The organism is Enterobacter soli ATCC BAA-2102 (assembly GCF_001654845.1).
GTDB lineage: Bacteria > Pseudomonadota > Gammaproteobacteria > Enterobacterales > Enterobacteriaceae > Enterobacter > Enterobacter soli.
Genome location: NZ_LXES01000018.1, coordinates 83,460 through 102,246, shown reverse-complemented (window position 1 = coordinate 102,246; position 18,787 = coordinate 83,460). Strand labels below are relative to the sequence as shown.

General features: G+C 50.5%; 19 protein-coding genes and 1 tRNA gene. 10 read left to right on the top strand and 10 right to left on the bottom strand.

What is annotated here, in order from left to right:
* Positions 1–86 precede the first annotated feature (86 nt).
* Together yicI and M987_RS06335 are read right to left on the bottom strand one after the other, a co-directional pair.
* Positions 87–2,405, bottom strand: a complete 2,319-nt coding sequence (yicI, locus tag M987_RS06340) for an alpha-xylosidase (protein ID WP_014068331.1) — start codon at positions 2,403–2,405, stop codon at positions 87–89.
* A 12-nt stretch (positions 2,406–2,417) separates the two neighbouring features.
* Positions 2,418–3,809: a glycoside-pentoside-hexuronide family transporter gene (locus tag M987_RS06335; RefSeq protein ID WP_014068330.1), complete on the bottom strand. Its 1,392-nt coding sequence runs from the start codon at positions 3,807–3,809 to the stop codon at positions 2,418–2,420.
* A 290-nt stretch (positions 3,810–4,099) separates the two neighbouring features.
* Between M987_RS06335 and M987_RS06330 the strand changes: the two genes are divergently transcribed.
* The 4 genes from M987_RS06330 (at position 4,100) to drt3b (ending at position 8,130) form a co-directional block, all read left to right on the top strand.
* A tRNA-Sec gene (locus M987_RS06330) sits at positions 4,100–4,194 on the top strand.
* Positions 4,195–4,302: 108 nt separating this feature from the next.
* Positions 4,303–4,917: an SLATT domain-containing protein gene (locus M987_RS24620; RefSeq protein WP_014068329.1), complete on the top strand. Its 615-nt coding sequence runs from the start codon at positions 4,303–4,305 to the stop codon at positions 4,915–4,917.
* Positions 4,918–4,939: 22 nt separating this feature from the next.
* Positions 4,940–6,172, top strand: coding sequence for an antiviral reverse transcriptase Drt3a (gene drt3a / locus M987_RS06320; protein WP_014068328.1), 1,233 nt, complete (start codon positions 4,940–4,942; stop codon positions 6,170–6,172).
* A 2-nt stretch (positions 6,173–6,174) separates the two neighbouring features.
* Positions 6,175–8,130: an antiviral reverse transcriptase Drt3b gene (gene drt3b / locus M987_RS06315; RefSeq protein ID WP_014068327.1), complete on the top strand. Its 1,956-nt coding sequence runs from the start codon at positions 6,175–6,177 to the stop codon at positions 8,128–8,130.
* Positions 8,131–8,241: 111 nt separating this feature from the next.
* On the opposite strand, the gene M987_RS06310 is transcribed toward drt3b, so the two are convergent.
* Complete coding sequence (locus M987_RS06310; RefSeq protein WP_014068326.1) at positions 8,242–8,433, bottom strand: toxin-antitoxin system HicB family antitoxin; 192 nt, start codon at positions 8,431–8,433, stop codon at positions 8,242–8,244.
* 125 nt (positions 8,434–8,558) lie between these two features.
* Between M987_RS06310 and M987_RS06305 the strand changes: the two genes are divergently transcribed.
* Complete coding sequence (locus M987_RS06305; protein ID WP_014068325.1) at positions 8,559–8,843, top strand: SymE family type I addiction module toxin; 285 nt, start codon at positions 8,559–8,561, stop codon at positions 8,841–8,843.
* A 341-nt stretch (positions 8,844–9,184) separates the two neighbouring features.
* On the opposite strand, the gene M987_RS06300 is transcribed toward M987_RS06305, so the two are convergent.
* The 3 genes from M987_RS06300 to M987_RS06290 all read right to left on the bottom strand — a co-directional run bounded on the left by M987_RS06300 (position 9,185) and on the right by M987_RS06290 (position 11,324).
* Positions 9,185–9,622 (bottom strand): acetyltransferase, encoded by a 438-nt coding sequence (locus tag M987_RS06300; RefSeq protein ID WP_014068324.1) that lies wholly within the window; start codon positions 9,620–9,622, stop codon positions 9,185–9,187.
* A gap of 101 nt (positions 9,623–9,723) precedes the next feature.
* Positions 9,724–10,722 (bottom strand): class I SAM-dependent methyltransferase, encoded by a 999-nt coding sequence (locus tag M987_RS06295; RefSeq protein ID WP_014068323.1) that lies wholly within the window; start codon positions 10,720–10,722, stop codon positions 9,724–9,726.
* A 77-nt stretch (positions 10,723–10,799) separates the two neighbouring features.
* The gene (locus tag M987_RS06290) at positions 10,800–11,324 is read right to left on the bottom strand and encodes a lipocalin family protein (protein ID WP_014068322.1); all 525 of its coding nucleotides are present in this window, start codon (positions 11,322–11,324) and stop codon (positions 10,800–10,802) included.
* A 117-nt stretch (positions 11,325–11,441) separates the two neighbouring features.
* On the opposite strand from M987_RS06290, the gene M987_RS06285 reads away from it, so the two are divergent.
* The 3 genes from M987_RS06285 (at position 11,442) to M987_RS06275 (ending at position 13,738) form a co-directional block, all read left to right on the top strand.
* Positions 11,442–12,167, top strand: coding sequence for a MerR family transcriptional regulator (locus M987_RS06285; RefSeq protein WP_014068321.1), 726 nt, complete (start codon positions 11,442–11,444; stop codon positions 12,165–12,167).
* 135 nt (positions 12,168–12,302) lie between these two features.
* Positions 12,303–12,677 (top strand): hydroxyisourate hydrolase, encoded by a 375-nt coding sequence (uraH, locus tag M987_RS06280; RefSeq protein WP_425359152.1) that lies wholly within the window; start codon positions 12,303–12,305, stop codon positions 12,675–12,677.
* Positions 12,678–12,778: 101 nt separating this feature from the next.
* Positions 12,779–13,738: a YbgA family protein gene (locus tag M987_RS06275; RefSeq protein WP_014068319.1), complete on the top strand. Its 960-nt coding sequence runs from the start codon at positions 12,779–12,781 to the stop codon at positions 13,736–13,738.
* An 84-nt stretch (positions 13,739–13,822) separates the two neighbouring features.
* Here the strand turns inward: M987_RS06275 and M987_RS06270 are convergent, their stop codons facing one another.
* Positions 13,823–14,350 (bottom strand): NAD(P)H-dependent oxidoreductase, encoded by a 528-nt coding sequence (locus M987_RS06270; protein ID WP_014068318.1) that lies wholly within the window; start codon positions 14,348–14,350, stop codon positions 13,823–13,825.
* Between the two features lie 11 nt (positions 14,351–14,361).
* A complete protein-coding gene (locus tag M987_RS06265; RefSeq protein WP_014068317.1) occupies positions 14,362–14,676 on the bottom strand; it encodes a DUF1330 domain-containing protein in 315 nt (104 codons plus the stop codon).
* A 114-nt stretch (positions 14,677–14,790) separates the two neighbouring features.
* Here M987_RS06265 and M987_RS06260 point away from each other — a divergent pair, with 114 nt between their 5' ends.
* Both M987_RS06260 and M987_RS06255 read left to right on the top strand, forming a co-directional pair.
* Positions 14,791–15,747, top strand: coding sequence for a LysR family transcriptional regulator (locus tag M987_RS06260; RefSeq protein ID WP_014068316.1), 957 nt, complete (start codon positions 14,791–14,793; stop codon positions 15,745–15,747).
* 60 nt (positions 15,748–15,807) lie between these two features.
* Positions 15,808–16,896, top strand: a complete 1,089-nt coding sequence (locus M987_RS06255) for an AAA family ATPase (RefSeq protein ID WP_041161975.1) — start codon at positions 15,808–15,810, stop codon at positions 16,894–16,896.
* A gap of 28 nt (positions 16,897–16,924) precedes the next feature.
* Here the strand turns inward: M987_RS06255 and M987_RS06250 are convergent, their stop codons facing one another.
* Positions 16,925–17,878 (bottom strand): GlxA family transcriptional regulator, encoded by a 954-nt coding sequence (locus tag M987_RS06250; protein ID WP_014068314.1) that lies wholly within the window; start codon positions 17,876–17,878, stop codon positions 16,925–16,927.
* Positions 17,879–17,904: 26 nt separating this feature from the next.
* The gene (locus M987_RS06245) at positions 17,905–18,684 is read right to left on the bottom strand and encodes an MBL fold metallo-hydrolase (RefSeq protein WP_014068313.1); all 780 of its coding nucleotides are present in this window, start codon (positions 18,682–18,684) and stop codon (positions 17,905–17,907) included.
* Positions 18,685–18,787 lie beyond the last annotated feature (103 nt).

Sequence of the window (18,787 nt, the reverse complement as noted above, 5' to 3'; positions counted from 1 at the left end):
CACCCTCACCCCAGCCCTCTCCCTGAAAGGGAGAGGGTGCAAACCCTTCCCTCGCCCCTTTGGGGAGAGGGTCAGGGTGAGGGGAATTAAAGGTTAACCACCACCTCATTCCCCTCGGCTTTTACCACCACGCCCCACTCGCTACCCGCATGTGAACCGCCCTTCACGCCGCTCACCTGCTGCACGTTACGCAGGCAGACGGACCAGTTTCGCGCCTCACCTTCACCTTTGATGGTCACCGTGCCGCCGCTGCGTGTGGCCTTCAGCGTAAACACCACCGAGCCATTTGCCGCAGGCACTTCGCTGACAGCCGTTGCGCCATCGCCCAGGTTAAACAGCTGGAAGGCAGTGCCCTCGTTCCACGCGTAGTCTGGCTTCTGGTTGTTGTTACCCAGCGCCAGCAGGGTGTTATCGCGCACATACACCGGCAGGCTGCGGAAGTCGTGCTGCTGTTTATGCCAGCGGCTGCCCTGGATTTCATCGTTGTGCCACAGGTGTGTCCAGCGTCCTTCCGGCAGATAAAACTGCACATCACCCGCTTCGGAGAACACCGGCGCAACCATCATGGAATCACCGAGCATGTACTGGCGGTCGAGATAATCACACGCCGGATCGTCCGGGAATTCCAGCATCATCGCCCGCAGCATCGGGGTGCCCAGCTCACGCGCCAGCGCAGCCTGACGATACAAATACGGCATCAACTGGCATTTCAGCTGGGTGAAGTGGCGCACCACGTCGCAGGACTCGTCATCGTACGCCCACGGCACACGGTAGGATTTGCTGCCATGCAGGCGGCTATGGCTGGAGAACAGCCCGAACGCGCACCAGCGTTTGTAGACATGCGCCGGGGCCGTATTTTCGAACCCGCCAATATCGTGGCTCCAGAAGCCAAAGCCAGACAGGCCAATCGACAACCCACCGCGCAGGCTTTCTGCCATCGATTCATAGTTGGCGTAGCAATCGCCGCCCCAGTGCACCGGGAACTGTTGCGCCCCTACAGAAGCGGAACGGGCAAACAGCACTGCCTCTTCTTCGCCAACGGTTTCTTTCAGTACGTTCCACACCAGTTCGTTATAGATATAGGCGTAATGGTTGTGCATTTTCTGCGGATCCGAGCCATCGAACCACTGCACATCGGTCGGGATACGTTCGCCGAAATCGGTTTTGAAGCAATCCACGCCAATATCCACCAGGCCTTTCAGCTTGTCGGCGTACCATTTGCAGGCTTCCGGGTTGGTGAAGTCATAAATCGCCAGGCCTGGCTGCCATTTGTCCCACTGCCATACAGAGCCATCCGGGCGCTTAAGCAGATAACCTTTCTCTTTCAGTTCGTTAAACACCGGCGATTTCTGGCCAATGTACGGGTTGATCCACACGCAGACTTTTAGCCCTTTTTCTTTCAGGCGGCGGATCATCCCTTTCGGGTCCGGGAAGGTTACCGGATCCCACTCGAAATCACACCACTGGAAGGCTTTCATCCAGAAGCAGTCGAAGTGGAAAACGTGCAGCGGCAGGTCGCGCTCAGCCATACCGTCGATAAAGCTGTTTACCGTGGCTTCGTCATAGTTGGTGGTGAACGAGGTGGTCAGCCACAGGCCGAAAGACCATGCCGGCGGCAGCGCCGGACGCCCGGTGAACTGCGTATAGCGGTTTAATACCGCTTTCGGCGTCGGGCCGTCGATCACGAAATATTCCAGATGCTCGCCTTCAACGCTGAACTGCACTTTGGAGACTTTCTCAGAGCCGATTTCAAACGAGACGTTCTCCGGGTGATTCACCAGCACGCCGTAGCCGCGGTTAGTGAGATAGAACGGGATATTTTTATACGATTGTTCAGTACTGGTGCCGCCGTCGCGGTTCCAGGTTTCGACCGTCTGGCCGTTGCGCACCAGCGCGGTAAAGCGCTCGCCCAGCCCGTAGACCGTTTCGCCCACGCCCAGATCCAGACGTTCGAAGAGATAGTTGCGATCGGTGTTGCTGTCCTGCACGTAGCCGTTGTTTTTCAGCTGGCTGCCGGTAATACGCTGGCCATTGCGCAGGAAATCCAGCGCCCAGAACTCCCCCTTAGTGACACGCACGCTGAGGTTACCGCTTTTCAGCTCGGCAAATTCCGCATTGTTTTCAATCTCTACCTTTACGTCTTTCAGTACGTTCAGCGGATAATGCGGGCCGTTATCCAGCGCCCCCTGGAAGTGCTCAATGCGCACCCCGACAATCCCTTCCTGCGGTGCGAACAGACGAACCGTAAACATCAGGGTATCGAGCTGCCAGGTGCGCTCGCGCACATCGCGCGGCGCAACGTAGACCACCAGGTCGTTGCCCTGCTGTTCCACATCGAATACCTGCACCGGGTAAGTGACATTCAGGCCCGGTTGAATGAGCCAGTTTCCATCACTGATTTTCATCTTATCGTCCTCTTAGTTCTGTAATTCTTTGCTGACCGGCAGGTTCTCAAACTCCTGCTGGTTGCGGCGCGCGCCCTGCGCCAGCTCGCCCATGATTTTGGTCAGGAATGGCGTTTTCAGCGTGTAATAGCGTTTGGCGATGATGGCGCTCAGCACATAGCACACCGCCGGTGCCAGCGTGAACAGGCCAACAATAATGCTGATGGTCGCGCTGTTTTGCGTTTTGGCTGCGGCATCGTAGCCACCGCCTGCCAGCATCCAGCCAATCATTGCCCCGCCCAGCGCCAGGCCGAGTTTCAGCACGAACAGCGTGCCCGCAAAGCTGATGCCGGTAAGGCGTTTGCCGTTAGTCCATTCGCCGTAGTCGACGGTGTCGGACATCATCACCCACTGGATTGGCGTGACCAGCTGGTGCAGCACGCCGATCACAAAGATGAAGGCGAACATCAAAATCGTGGCGTGGAACGGCACGAAGAACATCGCCACGCTGACCACCGCCAGGGCGGCGTTGGTCCACCAGAAGATGCTGACTTTGCATTTCCAGTCAGTGAGCGGTTTGGCAAGCGCGGAGCCAATCAGGTTGCCGACGCAATAGGTAGTGAGGAACGCGACGAAAATTTCCGGCGAGCCCATGATCCAGGTGCAGTAGTACATCATCGCCCCGCCGCGCACGCACACGGCAAGGATGTTGAGGATGGTGAGCACACCAACGATACGCCACTGGTCGTTGTTCCAGATATCGCGCAGGTCTTCACGCATGGAGGTGGTGCTTGGCGGCACCTGGATGCGCTCTTTGGTGGTGAAGAAGCAGAACGCCAGCATCAGGAACGCGACCACCGACAGCACGGCAATCCCGCCCTGGAATCCAAAAGCTTTGTCTTCGCCGCCAATCAGGTTCACCAGCGGCATCATCAGCACGGTGGAGAGCATTCCGCCCGCCGTTGCCAGGACAAAGCGCCAGGATTGCAGGGAGATACGTTGTGTTGGGTCGTTGGTGATAACCCCGCCCAGCGCGCAGTAAGGGATGTTGACCACGGTGTAGAGCAGGGTCAGCAAGGTGTACGTGACGGCAGCGTAAATCAGTTTCCCGTTATGGCTGAGATCCGGCGTGGTGTACGCCAGCACGCAGACGATGCCAAACGGGATAGCACCAAACAGTATCCACGGCCGGAACTTACCCCAGCGGCTGCAGGTGCGGTCGGCAATCAGGCCCATGCACGGATCGGAGATCGCATCTAGCGCACGCGCCAGCAGGAACATCGTCCCGACAAACCCGGCGGGGATGCCGAAGATATCGGTGTAGAAAAACATCATGTACAGCATCACGTTATCAAAAATGATGTGGCTGGCGGCGTCACCCATGCCGTACCCAATCTTCTCTTTTACTGACAGAACTTCACTCATTTTTTTTTATCCTTCACGCTGTAAGAGGCGCTGAGACCGGTTTCACATGTTGTAAACCATTGGTGAAGGGGCGGGTATTGTGATTTCTGGTTAGCAGGTTATGTTTCTTCTTTTTTGTGATCGCGATAAAAGTTGATGAGCACAAAGTGCTAACGTGAGGATTTTCTTAGGAATTAACTGAAATGGCTTAATGCAGGTCAAAAGAGACGTGAAAAAAGTGTGTCGGGGTATGTGGTAAATGCCTGAAAGTAGCTATAATGCGCCCCGCCTCCATGTAGCAATGCAGGCGCGGAAGATCGTCATCTCCGGTGAGGTGGCTGGACTTCAAATCCAGTTGGGGGCGCCAGCGTTCCCGGGCAGGTTCGACTCCTGTGATCTTCCGCCAAAAATGACTATATTTTCCCAAATTTTTATTAACTATCATTTTATCAATTTGATGAATTCATACTTCATTTGCTATAGTAAATAGCTTAGATAACAATGGATAATTCAAATGCACTCGAGTTTAATGTTACTTAGAAAAAGAATGAAATCCACTGCTTACGCACGTTTTTTTTCTGCTCGCCGCTACGATCGATTAAATAATTACTCCTTATTTTCATTATCGTTATCTTCCTTTATTTTAATTTTTATCACCCTAATACAAAAATATTCGGATGGAAAAACTTTTGATCCTAACGTTCTAGAATTGGTCCAACTATTATCATCTATTACAATTGCAACACTATCAATTGTTGTTGCATTTTCATCATATTCAATTAAGTCCGAAAAAATGAGAGTTAGCGGTGAAGAAATTAATGAACTAATATCTAAGATCGATCATATATCTGATCTCCCCTGGGATCTAGAGAACATCAAGAAGACAAAGAAAATCAGAATAAAATATGAAATTTTAAAATCAAAATCACTGAACCACAAAAATTTCGAATTTATATATGGCAAAACTGAGAGAAAAAGAGAAGAGTCACAAAGCAATACTCCCATTGAAAATGAAATAAAACTCAGCACGTGGCTTGATAATTACCTATCATTCATACCTTATATTATTATATCATTATTCTCGGCAATACTTTTCTTTTATGGTTTTTTGAAATATATTTCTCAGTAAAGTATTATAAGGATATATTAAAATGCTGAATCAATCGTTTGACGATAAAACACTTTTAAAATTAACCACAAAAAAAGAGATAATTGATTATAAACTAGGGAGAAATGTATCGGAATATATTACGTCACTTTCAACAATTGCTAGTAAGATCACAAATAAAACCTTCACATTTCATACCCTTAATACGTTCACTTATAATCATAAAACAGTATACAGAGTAAGTTCACCGGAAGAATATTATGCCCTGCGAAAAATATCGGATAACATAAAAAGATTATACAGAATAAAGTATTCACATAAAGAAGACATAATCTCTCAAGTAGCCAATATTCTTTCGGATACATCATCGTATAATTTAATAAGGCTGGATGTTAAGGATTTTTTTGAAACAATTAACTTTGAATACTTAATAAAGAAACTAGAATCAGATAATATATTATCTCATTTAAGTTTAAAAATATTAAAATCCCTTAATCTAAGTATAGCGCCTACTACACAGGGATTACCTCGCGGGCTTTCAATAAGCTCAGTTCTTTCAGAGATTTACATGGAAGAAATTGATGCGCATATTCGCTCGCAAGCTGGAGTTTACTTTTATGCTCGCTATGTAGATGATATTATCATAGTAACTCATGATGAAAAAATCGACATGAACTGTTTGATCAATATATTTTCCGAAAAAGATTTATCGCTGAACAGCAAGTCAAACACTTATAAAATAGCATCAGTAGATGCTATCGATAAAACCATTAAATTCAATTTCCTTGGTTATGACTATTGCATACATCGAATTAATAACGATGATAAACTGCGAAAGTTAACCATTGATATGTCTGAAAAAAAAATAAAGAAAATAAAAACAAGAATTATACATGCGATTCTTTCATATTATAAAGATTGTGATGAAAACTTACTTATTAAAAGAATACAATTCCTCACTGGCAATTACACTGTAAAAATAGACACGAATTATAAAAAAGAATATTCTGAAGAAGATACGCATGCATTGAAAGGTGGGATTTATTATAACAATAAATTTATAAATACATATGATAATTTATCAGTCCTAAATGATTATCTTAAGAAATTACTATTTTGTAAGAAAGCGAATTCTATTGGAAAAGCAGTTCAAAAAATCCCTTTATCAACTAGAAGAAAACTGATCGCCCATTGCTTTATAAAAGGTCATAGTCAAGCTATTTTTCATAGGTTCTCGCAAAATGACATTCAGAAAATCAAACAGTGTTGGAGTTGAACGTGTCTAGATATATTAAACTAACTAAAAGTGACTTTAATAGAGTTCTACTAACTGATGTCTTGCCTTATGAACTCCCATTTATTTTTACCAATGAAGGGTTTTATAAATCATTAAAAAACAAGACAATAAAAAATTCACCCTTCCTTTCTGAGATACTACTACATTATACAGATAAAAAACCATATGAATATTATATTAAAAAAGACAAAAATTCTGACAGAAAATTATATCTCATACACCCATCAAGCCAAATCAAGTTCACTGAGTTATATAAAAAATACTCAACACTGATGACACACTTGTGCTCAAGAAGCTCTTATAGCTTAAGAGCAGCTAATAGTGTAGCTAGCTTATATTACGAAAAATCTAATTTTAGAGCTCATGAGAAATATAAAGATGAAGGCGTAGAAGGTGATATCGAAAATGTCCCACCTAAATATGCCAGCTCTTTTTTCAAATATAAAAGATATGATTTTTTATATAAATTTTATGATAGTTATGAATTTCATAAGATAGAAAAAAAATTCCATTCACTATTGAAATTAGACATTTCAAAATGCTTTGATTCAATTACAACCTCAATGCTAATGACTAGTTTAAGAAGTGAAGAGATAGCAAAAGAAGCAAGGAAACACAATAATTTTGAAAATGCTTTCTCTTCTGCTTTAGAGCAAGCGAATTATGGAAGAACTCATGGTATTGTTATTGGCCCTGAATTTTCTAGAATTTTTGCAGAGATTATACTTCAATCAATTGACATACAGATTAAAAAATCATTATCCATAGATGAATTACATGAAGGAAATGATTATGTAATAAAAAGATATGTTGATGACTATTTTTTATTTTTTAACAAAGAAAGCATACGAGATAGCGTTTTAAAAACCATTAAGAAAGAACTAGAAAAATATAAACTTTATTGCAATGAATCCAAATACTTAGAATATAAAACCCCCATAATAACATCAGTAACATCTGCTAAAATTAAAATTCAGGAAAGACTAGAAGCACTTTTCGATATCCAAGAATCAGAAACAACAGCTAATTTTAATGATGAAGAATCAACTCCTCATCATAACATTTCGATAATTAAAAATCTAAATCGCTATGACCTTCTAGCCAATAGAACAATTAGAGATATCAAGTGCTTAATTAAAGATTCAAATGTTGAGTTCAACAGCATTACTGGATATTTATTTACATTAATAAAAATCAAAGTATCTGCTTTAGATCGTGACTTGAAAAATATAGAAAATGAAATACAAGAAGAAAGATTGTGTCGCTTTATTTTAATTTTACTTGAACTAACATTTTTCATTTACTCGATGGATTTACGCGTCCGAAGCACATATTTAGTTAGCCAAATAGTCATCATCTTAAAGAGGTTATCAGATAATATACGAGAAGAAAAAAAAGAGCGCATTTTAAAAAAAATAAGTGATGAATCAACATCAATACTTAATTTCTTCATCAAGAACAAACCAGTTTACAGTTTAGAGATTTTAAATTTAATAATCACACTAGGATCTTTTTCTGAAAACACAAAGATATCTAGTGATAAATTGCTTGATATACTCGGCATAAATGACAATACATGCCATTACTTCGAAATGATGGTCGGTCTTTTTTATATCAAGAGTGATAAGAAATACCGCACAATTAAAAACAAAATCGTTTCCAGGATTAAAGTAATGATGAGCGAAAACAGCTCACTAATTCACTCAGAGCAATCACACATTTTCTTTGACTCCATTTCATGCCCATACATAACAAAAAAAGATAAACTTAAAATCATATCTATCACTTTAGAAAAAAACAATTACCCACTTGATGAAACACTTCATATATACGAAACACTCTCATCTCGTTCTTGGTTTGTAGAATGGGATAATGAGGCATCTATTATTGAAAAACTGCTCCAAAAAAAGGAATTGAGAACCCCTTATGGAAACTGATATAATCAAAGAGGTCGCATGAATACTGAGTTTGTTAACTCTGTCTACACACACTAAATTGCTTGTGACCAATGGCATAACTTGCAAAAAGTTATGCCATTTTTTTCCGATTTAACCTTTTGGGTTAATTCCTCGAACAAGTAATGCTTCTCTGGCCAACCCCTTTAACCAACTAGCCAAACTCACCCCTTCCTCAGCAGCAACAGCATCCAATTGCTCCTTCAATGCCGGATCAATACGCATCTTAAACTGCGGAGACTGCCCGCCGCCTTTTGGTTTTTTTTCGCGCGAAATGATTGACATGAGGCCACCTATCCATCTACTCTGACACACATAGGAGGCCACCTAAACCTCCTGTACTAGCAACGCCCCGATGTGCGGGAACACAACCGGAGCGTCTAACCTCACCAACTATCAAGGAGTTGATTATGGCTGATTTGCATTCTACCCCAGACACCGACGAAACCGGAACCGAGCGTTCGTTAATTGTGGGATATCGCCCGAAGGTTCACGACAAATCTACACCCAATATTATTCTTTCCGGCAAATGGCTGCGCGCAGCGGGGTTTGAAACCGGACATCAGGTTACGGTGAAGGTCATGAAAGGCTGCATCGTGTTGATGGCGTATAACGAGAACGAACAGAAGTTGCTGGACGATTACAAACAAGCGCAAGCGAAGTTGACCGAAATACAGGGTGCATTGGCTCATTAGTTTTTCCGGAAACCTGGATAACAAAACAGACGGGTAAGCCTGGAGGCAACAAAATGAAAACGTTAAATGAAGCGATTGCATCCCGTCCACCGGAAAGCTAGCTGCGAGTTAAAGATATGGCAGAGGAAATGAGCCTCGCAATCGATCAGCAACTGGATCAGGAAGAGGAAAAGCTGTCGCAAGCAACTTGTAAGCCGGACTTACAAGTTCCACCAAGGGTTAAGAACTCATAATAAGCATCATTATTCATGTTCGGTGACGTTGTCCTCTCTCCCAAAGGGAGAGAGGACAACCGTGCAGACATTTTTGAGGGGAATTCCCGAGCCCCAGCGGGGTAAATACTATTCCCCCAACCGCATATGCAGCAGCGGAAACGGATTCCCTTGCCCGTCCAGCGCTGAGCGGCCAACCTGCTCAAACCCCATATGGCGATAAAACGCGACGCCCTGCGGGTTTTGCTCGTTAACATCCACTTCGTTCGCACCAAAATGCTCAATGGCGTATTTCAGCAGTAATTTGCCCACACCTTTCCCACGGCTTACGTCATCGACAAATAACATTTCAATACGGTTTTCATCGACGCCTAAAAAGCCGTGAATCGCTCCCGTTTCATCACGAGCAATCACGACCCGGAGGTTGGGTAAATACGCGTTAAGCAATAACGGGCGCAGCGCTGCAATATCGCTTTCCTGCAAAAAATGGTGAGTGGCACGAACAGAAGATTCCCAGATCGCGACAAGACGTTCGAATTGTGAGGGGATGGCGGTTTCTATTTTCATCGGGGGATCATGTTCGGACAAGCACCGTATTTCAAGTCAATCTGTGCGGCCTGTCCCCCCTCACCCTAACCCTCTCCCAAAGGGAGAGGGGATCCGCTGAACTACGCCCGCACCTCCATCACCGCATACACCCCATCCTTCGGCACAATCACGGTGACATTTTCCACCGGCACACCCGCCGCGAGGTGAATATCCTGCAACTGCTGCAACGAGCGCGGGAAGATGTGTTCCCAGCCAATGCAGCGCAGGGTAAAGTCGATTTGCGGGCTACTGGTCAGCATGTTCGACACAATCACCGCGCCGCCAGGCCTCACCAGCCGCAGCGCGCGTTGCAAAAAAATCGCCGCATCGGCGTCATTGAAATACTCGAAAATCCCCAGCGCGTCGACCAGTTCGGCCTGATGATCACCCAGCTCAAGCAGGAGATCCTCATTACGCACCAGGGTATGCACCAGATCGCGTCTGAGCAAAGTCAGCTGTTCACCCACGGTCAGCCCTTCCTGCGCGGCCATGGTTTCCGCCCAGCGCAGAGCAACCGGGTCTTTATCCACCAGCGTCAGATACACCTGCTGACCGTCGAGCTTCGCATTACGCAGCGCCTCCAGTACCGGGATGGCGGCACCGCTCGCCAGGCTCACCCAGTTGTTCTCACTCTCGTTGTGGATGTACTTATCTACCAGTGCGGACAGCACCTTTGCGCGGGAACGTACGCCGATGGCATCGTTGGCATGGATAAACCACTGGCGGCTGTCGCTGTCCATTTTTGTGCCTTCTGGGAGGCGGTCTTCCAGCGGATTTTGTACCACAAACAGCGCCAGCGCAGTGGGGACAAGCCGGGTGCGCCAGGCTTCCAGCGCCGGGCGATTGCGGTAAGCCTGCTCAGAATAACGGTTTTGAGGGACAAGCACCGCCTGCCCTCCTTCTTCGAATTCAATCAGCGGCGGTCGCAGTGCCGGATCGGCTTTCAGCGCCCGATCAAGCGCAGCGATCTCCCGCGCAGTGTCGTCTTTCATCGGCCACTGGTCGCTAACGTCGGGAAATGAGGCGCTAAAAATGGTCATATTCGCCGGCGCATTGCCGCGAAAAGGCTGCCAGTTCATCTCGTCGTCTCCCGTTGCGCTTTTAACGGAAGTCTATCCAGGCAGGCCAGTAATACCCTACGAAGAAAGCACGATCTTCACTGCTTAACCCACACGAGTTCATCCACCTGGAACCCCAAACTACGTGCAGTCTTCAGGTAATCCTGCTTCACCGCATCCGGGATGGTTGGCGTGCGCGACAGGATCCACAGGTAGTCGCGGTTCGGGCCGCTCACCAGCGCGTACTGGTACTTATCATCCAGCCTGATCACGTTATACCCGCCGTAGAACGGGCCGAAGAACGACACCTTCAGCGCGGCCGTAGTCGGCGCACCGGTAAAGTACGCTTTACCCTCACTCTCGTTCCACTCGTTCTTCTCCGGATCGTAACCCCGGTTAAGGACGCTAATGCCACCGTCGCTGCGCTCGCCATAGGTTGCCGTCACCTGCTCCAGCCCGCGCTCAAAGCGGTTTTCCAGGCGGGCGATTTCATACCATTTGCCGAGATAGCGGCTGGCATCAAAGCCGGTAATAGGCTGCACGCCTTTCGGCGGCGTGGGTGATTTACAGGCCACCAGAGTCAGGGCAATGGCGACACCGGTGACAACAGGCCATAGCTTCATGAGAATTCCTTTCATTTACGCGGTTGGATGTTAAGTGTAGTGCAGCGTTCTGCCGCTTCATCCCGTTGGGGAAAATTCGTAGTATATTGAGATTTTTCCACCTCTTCGGATACAGACATGGCCTACTCCATCGGCGAATTTGCCAGACTCAGCGGCATCACTGCTACCACGCTGCGCGCGTGGCAGCGCCGCTATGGTTTGCTCAAGCCGCAGCGCACCGAGGGGGGCCACCGGCTTTACAGCGAAGAAGATGTGCAGCAGGCGCTGAAAATCCTCGACTGGGTGAAAAAAGGCGTGCCGATTGGCCAGGTCAAACCGCTGCTGGAACGCCCGGTGCCGCGTCGCACCAACAACTGGCAGACGCTGCAACAGACCATGCTTGAACGTCTCAAAGAGGGCAAAATCGAGTCCCTGCGCCAGATGATCTACGACGCTGGCCGGGAATATCCGAGGGCAGAACTGGTGGCAAACGTCCTGCGTCCGCTACGCAGCCAGGTTTCAGCCAACGTTCCCGCCGCCATGACGCTGCGTGAAATCCTCGACGGCATCCTCATCGCCTATACCTCGTTTTGCCTGGAGGGCGATAAAAAAGCCCCGGGCGACAACCTCCTGCTCACCGGCTGGTACCTGAACGACCCGTGCGAAGTCTGGCTCGAAGCCTTAACGCGTACCGGCCAGGGTCACCGTATCGACATTTTGCCCACGCCTCCTGCCATGCTGGCACCGGAGATTTTTCCGGACAGGAAATGGCTGTTGGTGACCCGCGGCAAACTCACCGCGGTGCGGAAAAAACAGGTGGCGCAGTGGCAGCAGCAGGTATCGCTGGACGTCATTATCCTCTGATTATTTTCCTCTGCGGGAAACTTCACGAAAAGTTGAATATTTTCCCGCGCCACAGATGCTAACGTTTTCCTGTGACTGATAACTCCACAGGAAAAGACCGTGAAAAAGACAACTCCCCTGCTGATCCTGGCCGCCATGGCCTTTGCCCCCGCCGCGTTTAGCGCCCCTGTCGGTACGCTGAGCGTTCACGTTCTTGACCAGCAAACCGGGACACCACCTCCGGGCGTTACCGTCACGCTGGAAAAGCAGCAGCAGGATAAATGGACCCCGCTTGCCAGCGGCAAAACCGACCAGGACGGACGCATCAAATCCCTCTATCCGGAGGATCAGGATATGCAGCCAGGCATCTACAAAGTAACGTTCAAAACGGCTAATTACTTCCACGCGAAGAAGCTGGACACGTTCTTCCCGGAGATCCCGGTGCTGTTCACCGTGACCCGCACCAACGAAAAGCTGCACATCCCGGTTCTGCTTAGCCAGTACGGTTACTCGACTTACAAGGGTAGTTAATTCCCATTGATTTTAAACGGAAAGAAAAAATAACCCCGCTAATACTTGGACAAATTACGCATGTTGTGTAAGTTTTAAGTATGACTCTGGAGGTACATACCATGACAACGAAACCTGTGCTGGGTATTAGCGGATGCTTGACCGGTTCCGCCGTTCGCTTTGACGGCGGACACAAGCGTATGGGCTTTGTCATGGATGAACTGGCCCAGTGGGTCAGCTTCAGGCCGGTCTGCCCTGAAATGGCGATTGGCCTGCCTACGCCGCGCCCTGCCATTCGTTTAACGCTGACAGATAGCGGCGACACGCAACTGCGTTTCAGCAAGCCTCCTCACGAAAATCTCACGCAGAAAATGGCGGATTTTACGGCGGATTACCTGCCTAAAATCGACGATCTGGCGGGATTTATAGTCTGTGCGAAATCGCCAAGCTGCGGCATGGAGCGCGTACGTCTGTATGATGAAAACGGCAACCGGGGCCGCAAGGAGGGTGTCGGGCTGTTCACCGCCGCCCTCCTTGAAACCAGGCCGTGGCTGCCCGTGGAGGAAGATGGTCGTTTGCACGACCCGGTGCTACGGGAAAACTTCATCGAGCGCGTATTTGCCCTGCATGAGCTGAATACCCTGCGAGCCAACGGCCTGACGCGCCGCACGCTGCTGGATTTCCACAGCCGCTACAAACTACAGCTGCTGGCGCACCATCAGGCGGGCTACCGCGAGATCGGCCCGTTCGTCGCTTCGTTGCACGAGTGGGAAGATCTGGACGCTTTCTTTGTGGCGTACCGGGATAAACTGATGGCGATCCTGAAGCAACCTGCCTCGCGGAAAAATCACACCAACGTGCTGATGCATATTCAGGGCTACTTCCGAAATCAGCTCAACAGCCGCCAGCGTGGCGAACTGCGCGATGTGATCCTGCACTATCGCGACGGGCTGCTGCCAATTCTCGCGCCGCTGACTCTGCTCAAACACTACATGGCCGAATATCCTGACCGGTATCTGATGACGCAAAACTATTTTGATCCCTATCCGGACGATTTAGGTCTGCGCCTGGCTATCACCTGAAAGAAAGTATGCGAAGGGTCCATGGAACGAAAGAGGCCCCAGGCAGTACCCCGTTTAGACGACACCCTCACTGTCGTCTTTTTTTTACGCTGCGCTCAGCGCCTGAGCCAACGCCTGGCTGAACTGCGGTAACTTGTCGCGATTCGCCGCCGCCACTTCATAAAACGCCAGCGGTGGCAGCCAGTTCATGCCCACATACAGCGCGCTGGCTTTCATGGGGCTGAGTACCTCATCCATCGAACTTTGGATCAGCCCTTCGTGGGAGTACGTAAACGGACTGGCGCCTGCGGAAGTGACCACCATCAGGCTTTTCCCTTTCAGGGCATCGCCACCCGCACCAAACGCCCAGCCGTACTGCCACACTTCATTCAGATAGCCTTTCAGCATCGGCGTCAGATTGAACCAGTGAGTCGGGTAGATAAACACCACGCGGTCAACGCCGTCATAAGCCGCTTGCTCTGCCGCCACATCAATCGCGTTTACGTCGTTGCCGTACATCGCTTCCAGGTTGCGGACGATGACGTTATCTACACCTTCCGCTGTCTGCTGTAATGCCTTGATAATACGAGACTGAGATGCATAAGGGTGGGATACAATCGCTAAGGTTTTCATGGGTGTCTCCTTTATTGTTGTTCCGGCATTACGCCTTTTACCAGCCAGGCGTTCGTACTGGCGGCGGCCTGACGGTAGTGAATGATCTCCTGATAAGCAGGGGAATCGTGCCAGGCGTGCGCCTGTTCCGCGCTGTCGAACTGCAACATCACCAGCATCCCCTGCGGGCCGTTGCCTTCCACGGTGTCGCACTGGCCGCCCATCACCAGGCGTTTACCACCAAAGGCTTTATAGCTGGCCTCGACTTTTTCCCGGTACGACTGCATCGCCGCAGGGTCATGAATAACCACATCAAAAATGAAATAAGCAGGCTCGGACACGTTCATACAAGTTCCTCACTGTGGGTTGATGGCGAGAGTATGTGCCCGTTTACTCGTAACGAGAATTAGGGTTATGGTTGATAGATAATCAACTTCAGGTTGTGAATACGGGAGTGAAAGATGGAGTTATCACAGCGCGTTCGCGCAATTGTCTCGTTCGTAGAAGCCGCCAGCGCGGGCAGTTTTGCCGCCGCCGCACGCAGCCAGGGGATCAGCCCTGCCGCAGTCAGTAAAAACATTGCCGGGCTGGAGCAGGCGCTGGGCGTCAGGCTGATGAACCGCACCACGCGTACGCTGAGTCTGACCGAAGAAGGAACCGCCTTTTTGCAGCAGGCGCGGATTGCTATCGGCGCGCTGGACACGGCGATGGACGCCGTGGTGGCACGCAAAATGGAAACCCGCGGCCATGTGCGCATCTCCACCAGCGCCGCCTTCGGGCGCGAACAGTTGCTCCCGGTGCTGCCGGGGCTGCGGGTGCGTTATCCGGGTATCTCTGTGGAAGTGGATTTTGACGACCGGGTGACAGACCTGATTGCCGACGGCTACGACCTGACCATTCGCGGCGGGCGCATTGTCGATTCGTCGCTGATTTCACGGCCCGTCTGCCAGCTCAAAACCGCGCTGGTTGCTTCGCCTGAGTATCTGGCGCGTTGCGGCGTACCCAAAACACCTGCCGACCTGGCGAATCATCATCTTATCGCCCGGCGTTTTTTGGGGGGGCGTGTCTCGCCGTGGGGGTTCAGGGGAAGCGATGGTAGCCTGACCACGCTTGAGCCAGACGCCGCGGCAGTGACGCTCTCCGCACCGGAAGCCCAGACGCAGGCGGCACTGCTGGGGCTGGGTATTGCTCAGGTGGGCGTACATCACGCGCTGGCGCATTTGCAGGCCGGGGCGCTTAAAGCCGTGCTGGTCGGTCAGCACGACCCCGGTAATTACGAGATGGTTATCCAGTATCCCCACCGTGCGCTGGTCGCGCCGCGCGTGAAAGCCACGGTTGAGTATTTACTGGATGCCTTTCGCCAGGATGCATCGCTGCATTTCCCGCTCGAAAGGCTGGCAGATTACGCTGCTGGTTAACCCAATGTCCCTCAGGCTGGGGAAGCCAAAAAGACGACTATTTATCAAAGGCATAAAATGATGATAAACACCCTGCACATTCAGAATTACCGCTCAATCCGTGATATGTCGCTGGAGCTGGAACAGCTCAACATCGTCTTCGGTCCAAACGGCACCGGGAAATCGAATATCTATAAGGCGATTTACCTGATGCACAGCGCGGCGCAGGGGCAGTTTTCTCAGGCGCTGGCGAATGAGGGCGGGATTTTGAAAGTGTTCTGGGCAGGTAAAACGCGCAGCGACCAGCTGCGGCGCATGAACCTGGCGGTGGAAACCGAAACCTACGAATACGAATTACAGGTGGGCTTTGTCGAAAAGCTGCCCTATCCGTCGCAGTTTCAGCTCGACCCGGTGATTAAAGAGGAGTCGATCTGGCTGAGCGGCCAGCATCGCCGCCCCTCGTCACAGCTGATGAAGCGCAAGAACCAGGCCGTGTTTCTGAATAACGTGCATCACGAAAAAGTGACCCACAGCGGCACGCTGTACGAGAACGAATCGGTGTTCGGGCAGCTCGGCGAACCGCATCTCTACCCGGAAGTGTCGCAGATGCGCGAATCCCTGCGTAACTGGCGCTTTTATCACGAATTTTCAGTCTCATCCGGCTCGGCGATCCGTGCCCCACAGGTTGGCTTCCGCTCGCCAGTGCTGGCCAGCGACGGTTCCAACCTGGCCGCGGCGTTTCAGACGATTGTCGAGATTGGCGACGAGCTGCTGCTGATGCGCATCCTCGATCAGGCATTCCCCGGCTGCGTGTTTTACAGCGACAATTCGGGCGGACGTTTTCGCATGATGATGCAGCGCGAAGGATTAAGCAGACCGCTGGAGCCAGCTGAGTTCTCCGATGGCACGCTGCGTTTCCTGTGCCTGGCGGTGGCGTTGCTAAGCCCGCGCCCTCCGGCCTTTATCGCCCTCAACGAGCCGGAAAACAGCCTGCATCCGCAGATGCTGCCCGCGCTGGCGAGCCTGATTGCCGAGGCCAGCCGCTACTCGCAGATCTGGCTCACCAGCCACTCGCCGGAGCTGGCTAAGCTGATTGAAAAACACCGTTCGTTTTCACTGTATCAGCTGTCGATGGCGGAAGGAGAAACGAAGATGGAGCGGCTGGGATAAACGCCGGATGGTGCTGCGCTTACCCGGCCTACAAATGAGTCCGGAACGTCTTGCGCCATTCCGCCGGGCTGACCCCAAAACGCGCCTTAAACTGCTGGCGATAGGTCACCGCCGACACAAACCCCACCTGTTCGGCCACGTTTTCGATCGGCAGATTGCCGGCTTCAAGGAGGATCTGGCTGCGCCGCAGGCGCTCGGCGGTCAGCCAGTCGGCGACGCTCATGCCAGTGGCTTTCATAAAATGGCGGGTCAGGGTGCGACGGCTCATGGAAACAATCTCCGCCAGAGAGTCCAGATTATGCGGTTCGGTAATATGCTGCTGGAGATAATCGATCAGGCAGTTAATCTGCGCATCACGGGTGTCTTTTGGCACAGGCTGGGCAATAAACTGCGCCTGCCCGCCTTCACGGTGAGGCGGCACAATCATTCGCCGGGCAATCTGGTTCGCCACCACGCTGCCAAAGCGCTGGCGAATAATATACAAACAGCAATCCAGTGCGGCAGCGGTGCCCGCGGACGTGATGATGTTGTCGTCATCAACATAGAGCGCGTTGATATCCAGCTGCACATCGGGGAACTGTGACGCAAACTGGCGTTCGAACTCCCAATGCGTTGCCGCACGTTTGCCGTCGAGAATGCCCGCATAGCCCAGCACAAACGAGCCCAGGCACAACCCGACGATCTCCGCGCCGTTGTCCCTTGCCTGGTTCAGACCATCAAGCAGTCTCTGCGGCGGGCGTTCCAGAACGTGCTGCCAGTAAGGCACCACCACGATATCGGCCTGCACAATCGCGGAATAATCCTGCGTGGCATTGAGCGCAAAACCGTCTCTGGAGGTCAGTAATCCCGGCTTTTCGGCGCAGATCGTGACATTAAATCGCTTTTCACCCGATACCGTATCGCCAAACAGAATGCAGGGAACGGAGTAGTGGAACGGGCTAAACCCGTCCACCGCGACAATCGCAACGTTTACTGGCGGCATCGGTCTCTCCTTTCCCCTGGTGATGTTCAGAATATAACGCTTTCGCCGTCCTTTGGAATGCTCAGCACTTCACTGAACTGATTGGCTTCGGCGTACTCACGCAGTGCGTGGCGCGTTAACAGGCAATGATTGATCGCCTCCATATGGGCCGCCACAATCTGCGCCTGCGGCAACAGGAAATGGACGTTCAGCACATCCTGCTCGCCCATGATAATCGGCCCGAAACCCAGCACATGCGCGTAACCGGCATTCAGTACGACTACATCCGGCTGGTGTTTTTGCAGATCTGCCGCCACCTCTTCACGCCAGATGGTATCGCCTGCGATGTACAGCGTCTTTTCGTCAGGATGGCGGAAGACCACGCCGCAGGCTTCACCCAGGCGTTCTGCCAGCTCCGGCACGGCGTAAGCGCGATCGGTACCGTGCTGGCCGCCGTGGGTTTTCGTGATGCGGATATCGCCAAAGGTTGTCTCTTCAGTCATCACCGTCAGGTGAGTGAACCCCTGCCTGCGCAGCAGCGCGGCATCGCTGTCGTTTTGCACGTAGACAGGTTTGTCTTTGGCGATCAGCTCAATGGCCGCTTGATCCCAGTGATCGTCATGAGTGTGGGTGACGATCACCGCATCGGCATCCAGCAGCGTTTTTACGTCAACAGGCAGTTCGACCATCGGGTTGCGAATGTCTGCGCGCGCCGTGCCAGGAAAACCGGGATACGCGCCTTTTGGTGCAAGCATCGGGTCAATTAAAAAACGTTTTCCGGCGTAGGTCATCAGCTGGGTAGCATTACGAATGTGGGTGATGTTCATGGGTTATCCTCCGGTTGATGTGATAAGGAGAATAGCCAGAGGAGCCGTTTTGCGATGTGGGCTAAAGGGCGATGATCGATGGAATCGGGTCAATATGAAAAGG

Excerpts from the sequence above, each read along its gene's own strand:
- yicI (WP_014068331.1), bottom strand. The coding sequence starts at position 2,405 with ATGAAAATCAGTGATGGAAACTGGCTCATTCAACCGGGCCTGAATGTC.
- M987_RS06335 (WP_014068330.1), bottom strand. The coding sequence starts at position 3,809 with ATGAGTGAAGTTCTGTCAGTAAAAGAGAAGATTGGGTACGGCATGGGT.
- M987_RS24620 (WP_014068329.1), top strand. The coding sequence starts at position 4,303 with ATGCACTCGAGTTTAATGTTACTTAGAAAAAGAATGAAATCCACTGCT.
- drt3a (WP_014068328.1), top strand. The coding sequence starts at position 4,940 with ATGCTGAATCAATCGTTTGACGATAAAACACTTTTAAAATTAACCACA.
- M987_RS06310 (WP_014068326.1), bottom strand. The coding sequence starts at position 8,433 with ATGTCAATCATTTCGCGCGAAAAAAAACCAAAAGGCGGCGGGCAGTCT.
- M987_RS06305 (WP_014068325.1), top strand. The coding sequence starts at position 8,559 with ATGGCTGATTTGCATTCTACCCCAGACACCGACGAAACCGGAACCGAG.
- M987_RS06300 (WP_014068324.1), bottom strand. The coding sequence starts at position 9,622 with ATGAAAATAGAAACCGCCATCCCCTCACAATTCGAACGTCTTGTCGCG.
- M987_RS06295 (WP_014068323.1), bottom strand. The coding sequence starts at position 10,722 with ATGAACTGGCAGCCTTTTCGCGGCAATGCGCCGGCGAATATGACCATT.
- M987_RS06290 (WP_014068322.1), bottom strand. The coding sequence starts at position 11,324 with ATGAAGCTATGGCCTGTTGTCACCGGTGTCGCCATTGCCCTGACTCTG.
- M987_RS06285 (WP_014068321.1), top strand. The coding sequence starts at position 11,442 with ATGGCCTACTCCATCGGCGAATTTGCCAGACTCAGCGGCATCACTGCT.
- uraH (WP_425359152.1), top strand. The coding sequence starts at position 12,303 with ATGGCCTTTGCCCCCGCCGCGTTTAGCGCCCCTGTCGGTACGCTGAGC.
- M987_RS06275 (WP_014068319.1), top strand. The coding sequence starts at position 12,779 with ATGACAACGAAACCTGTGCTGGGTATTAGCGGATGCTTGACCGGTTCC.
- M987_RS06270 (WP_014068318.1), bottom strand. The coding sequence starts at position 14,350 with ATGAAAACCTTAGCGATTGTATCCCACCCTTATGCATCTCAGTCTCGT.
- M987_RS06265 (WP_014068317.1), bottom strand. The coding sequence starts at position 14,676 with ATGAACGTGTCCGAGCCTGCTTATTTCATTTTTGATGTGGTTATTCAT.
- M987_RS06260 (WP_014068316.1), top strand. The coding sequence starts at position 14,791 with ATGGAGTTATCACAGCGCGTTCGCGCAATTGTCTCGTTCGTAGAAGCC.
- M987_RS06255 (WP_041161975.1), top strand. The coding sequence starts at position 15,808 with ATGATAAACACCCTGCACATTCAGAATTACCGCTCAATCCGTGATATG.
- M987_RS06250 (WP_014068314.1), bottom strand. The coding sequence starts at position 17,878 with ATGCCGCCAGTAAACGTTGCGATTGTCGCGGTGGACGGGTTTAGCCCG.
- M987_RS06245 (WP_014068313.1), bottom strand. The coding sequence starts at position 18,684 with ATGAACATCACCCACATTCGTAATGCTACCCAGCTGATGACCTACGCC.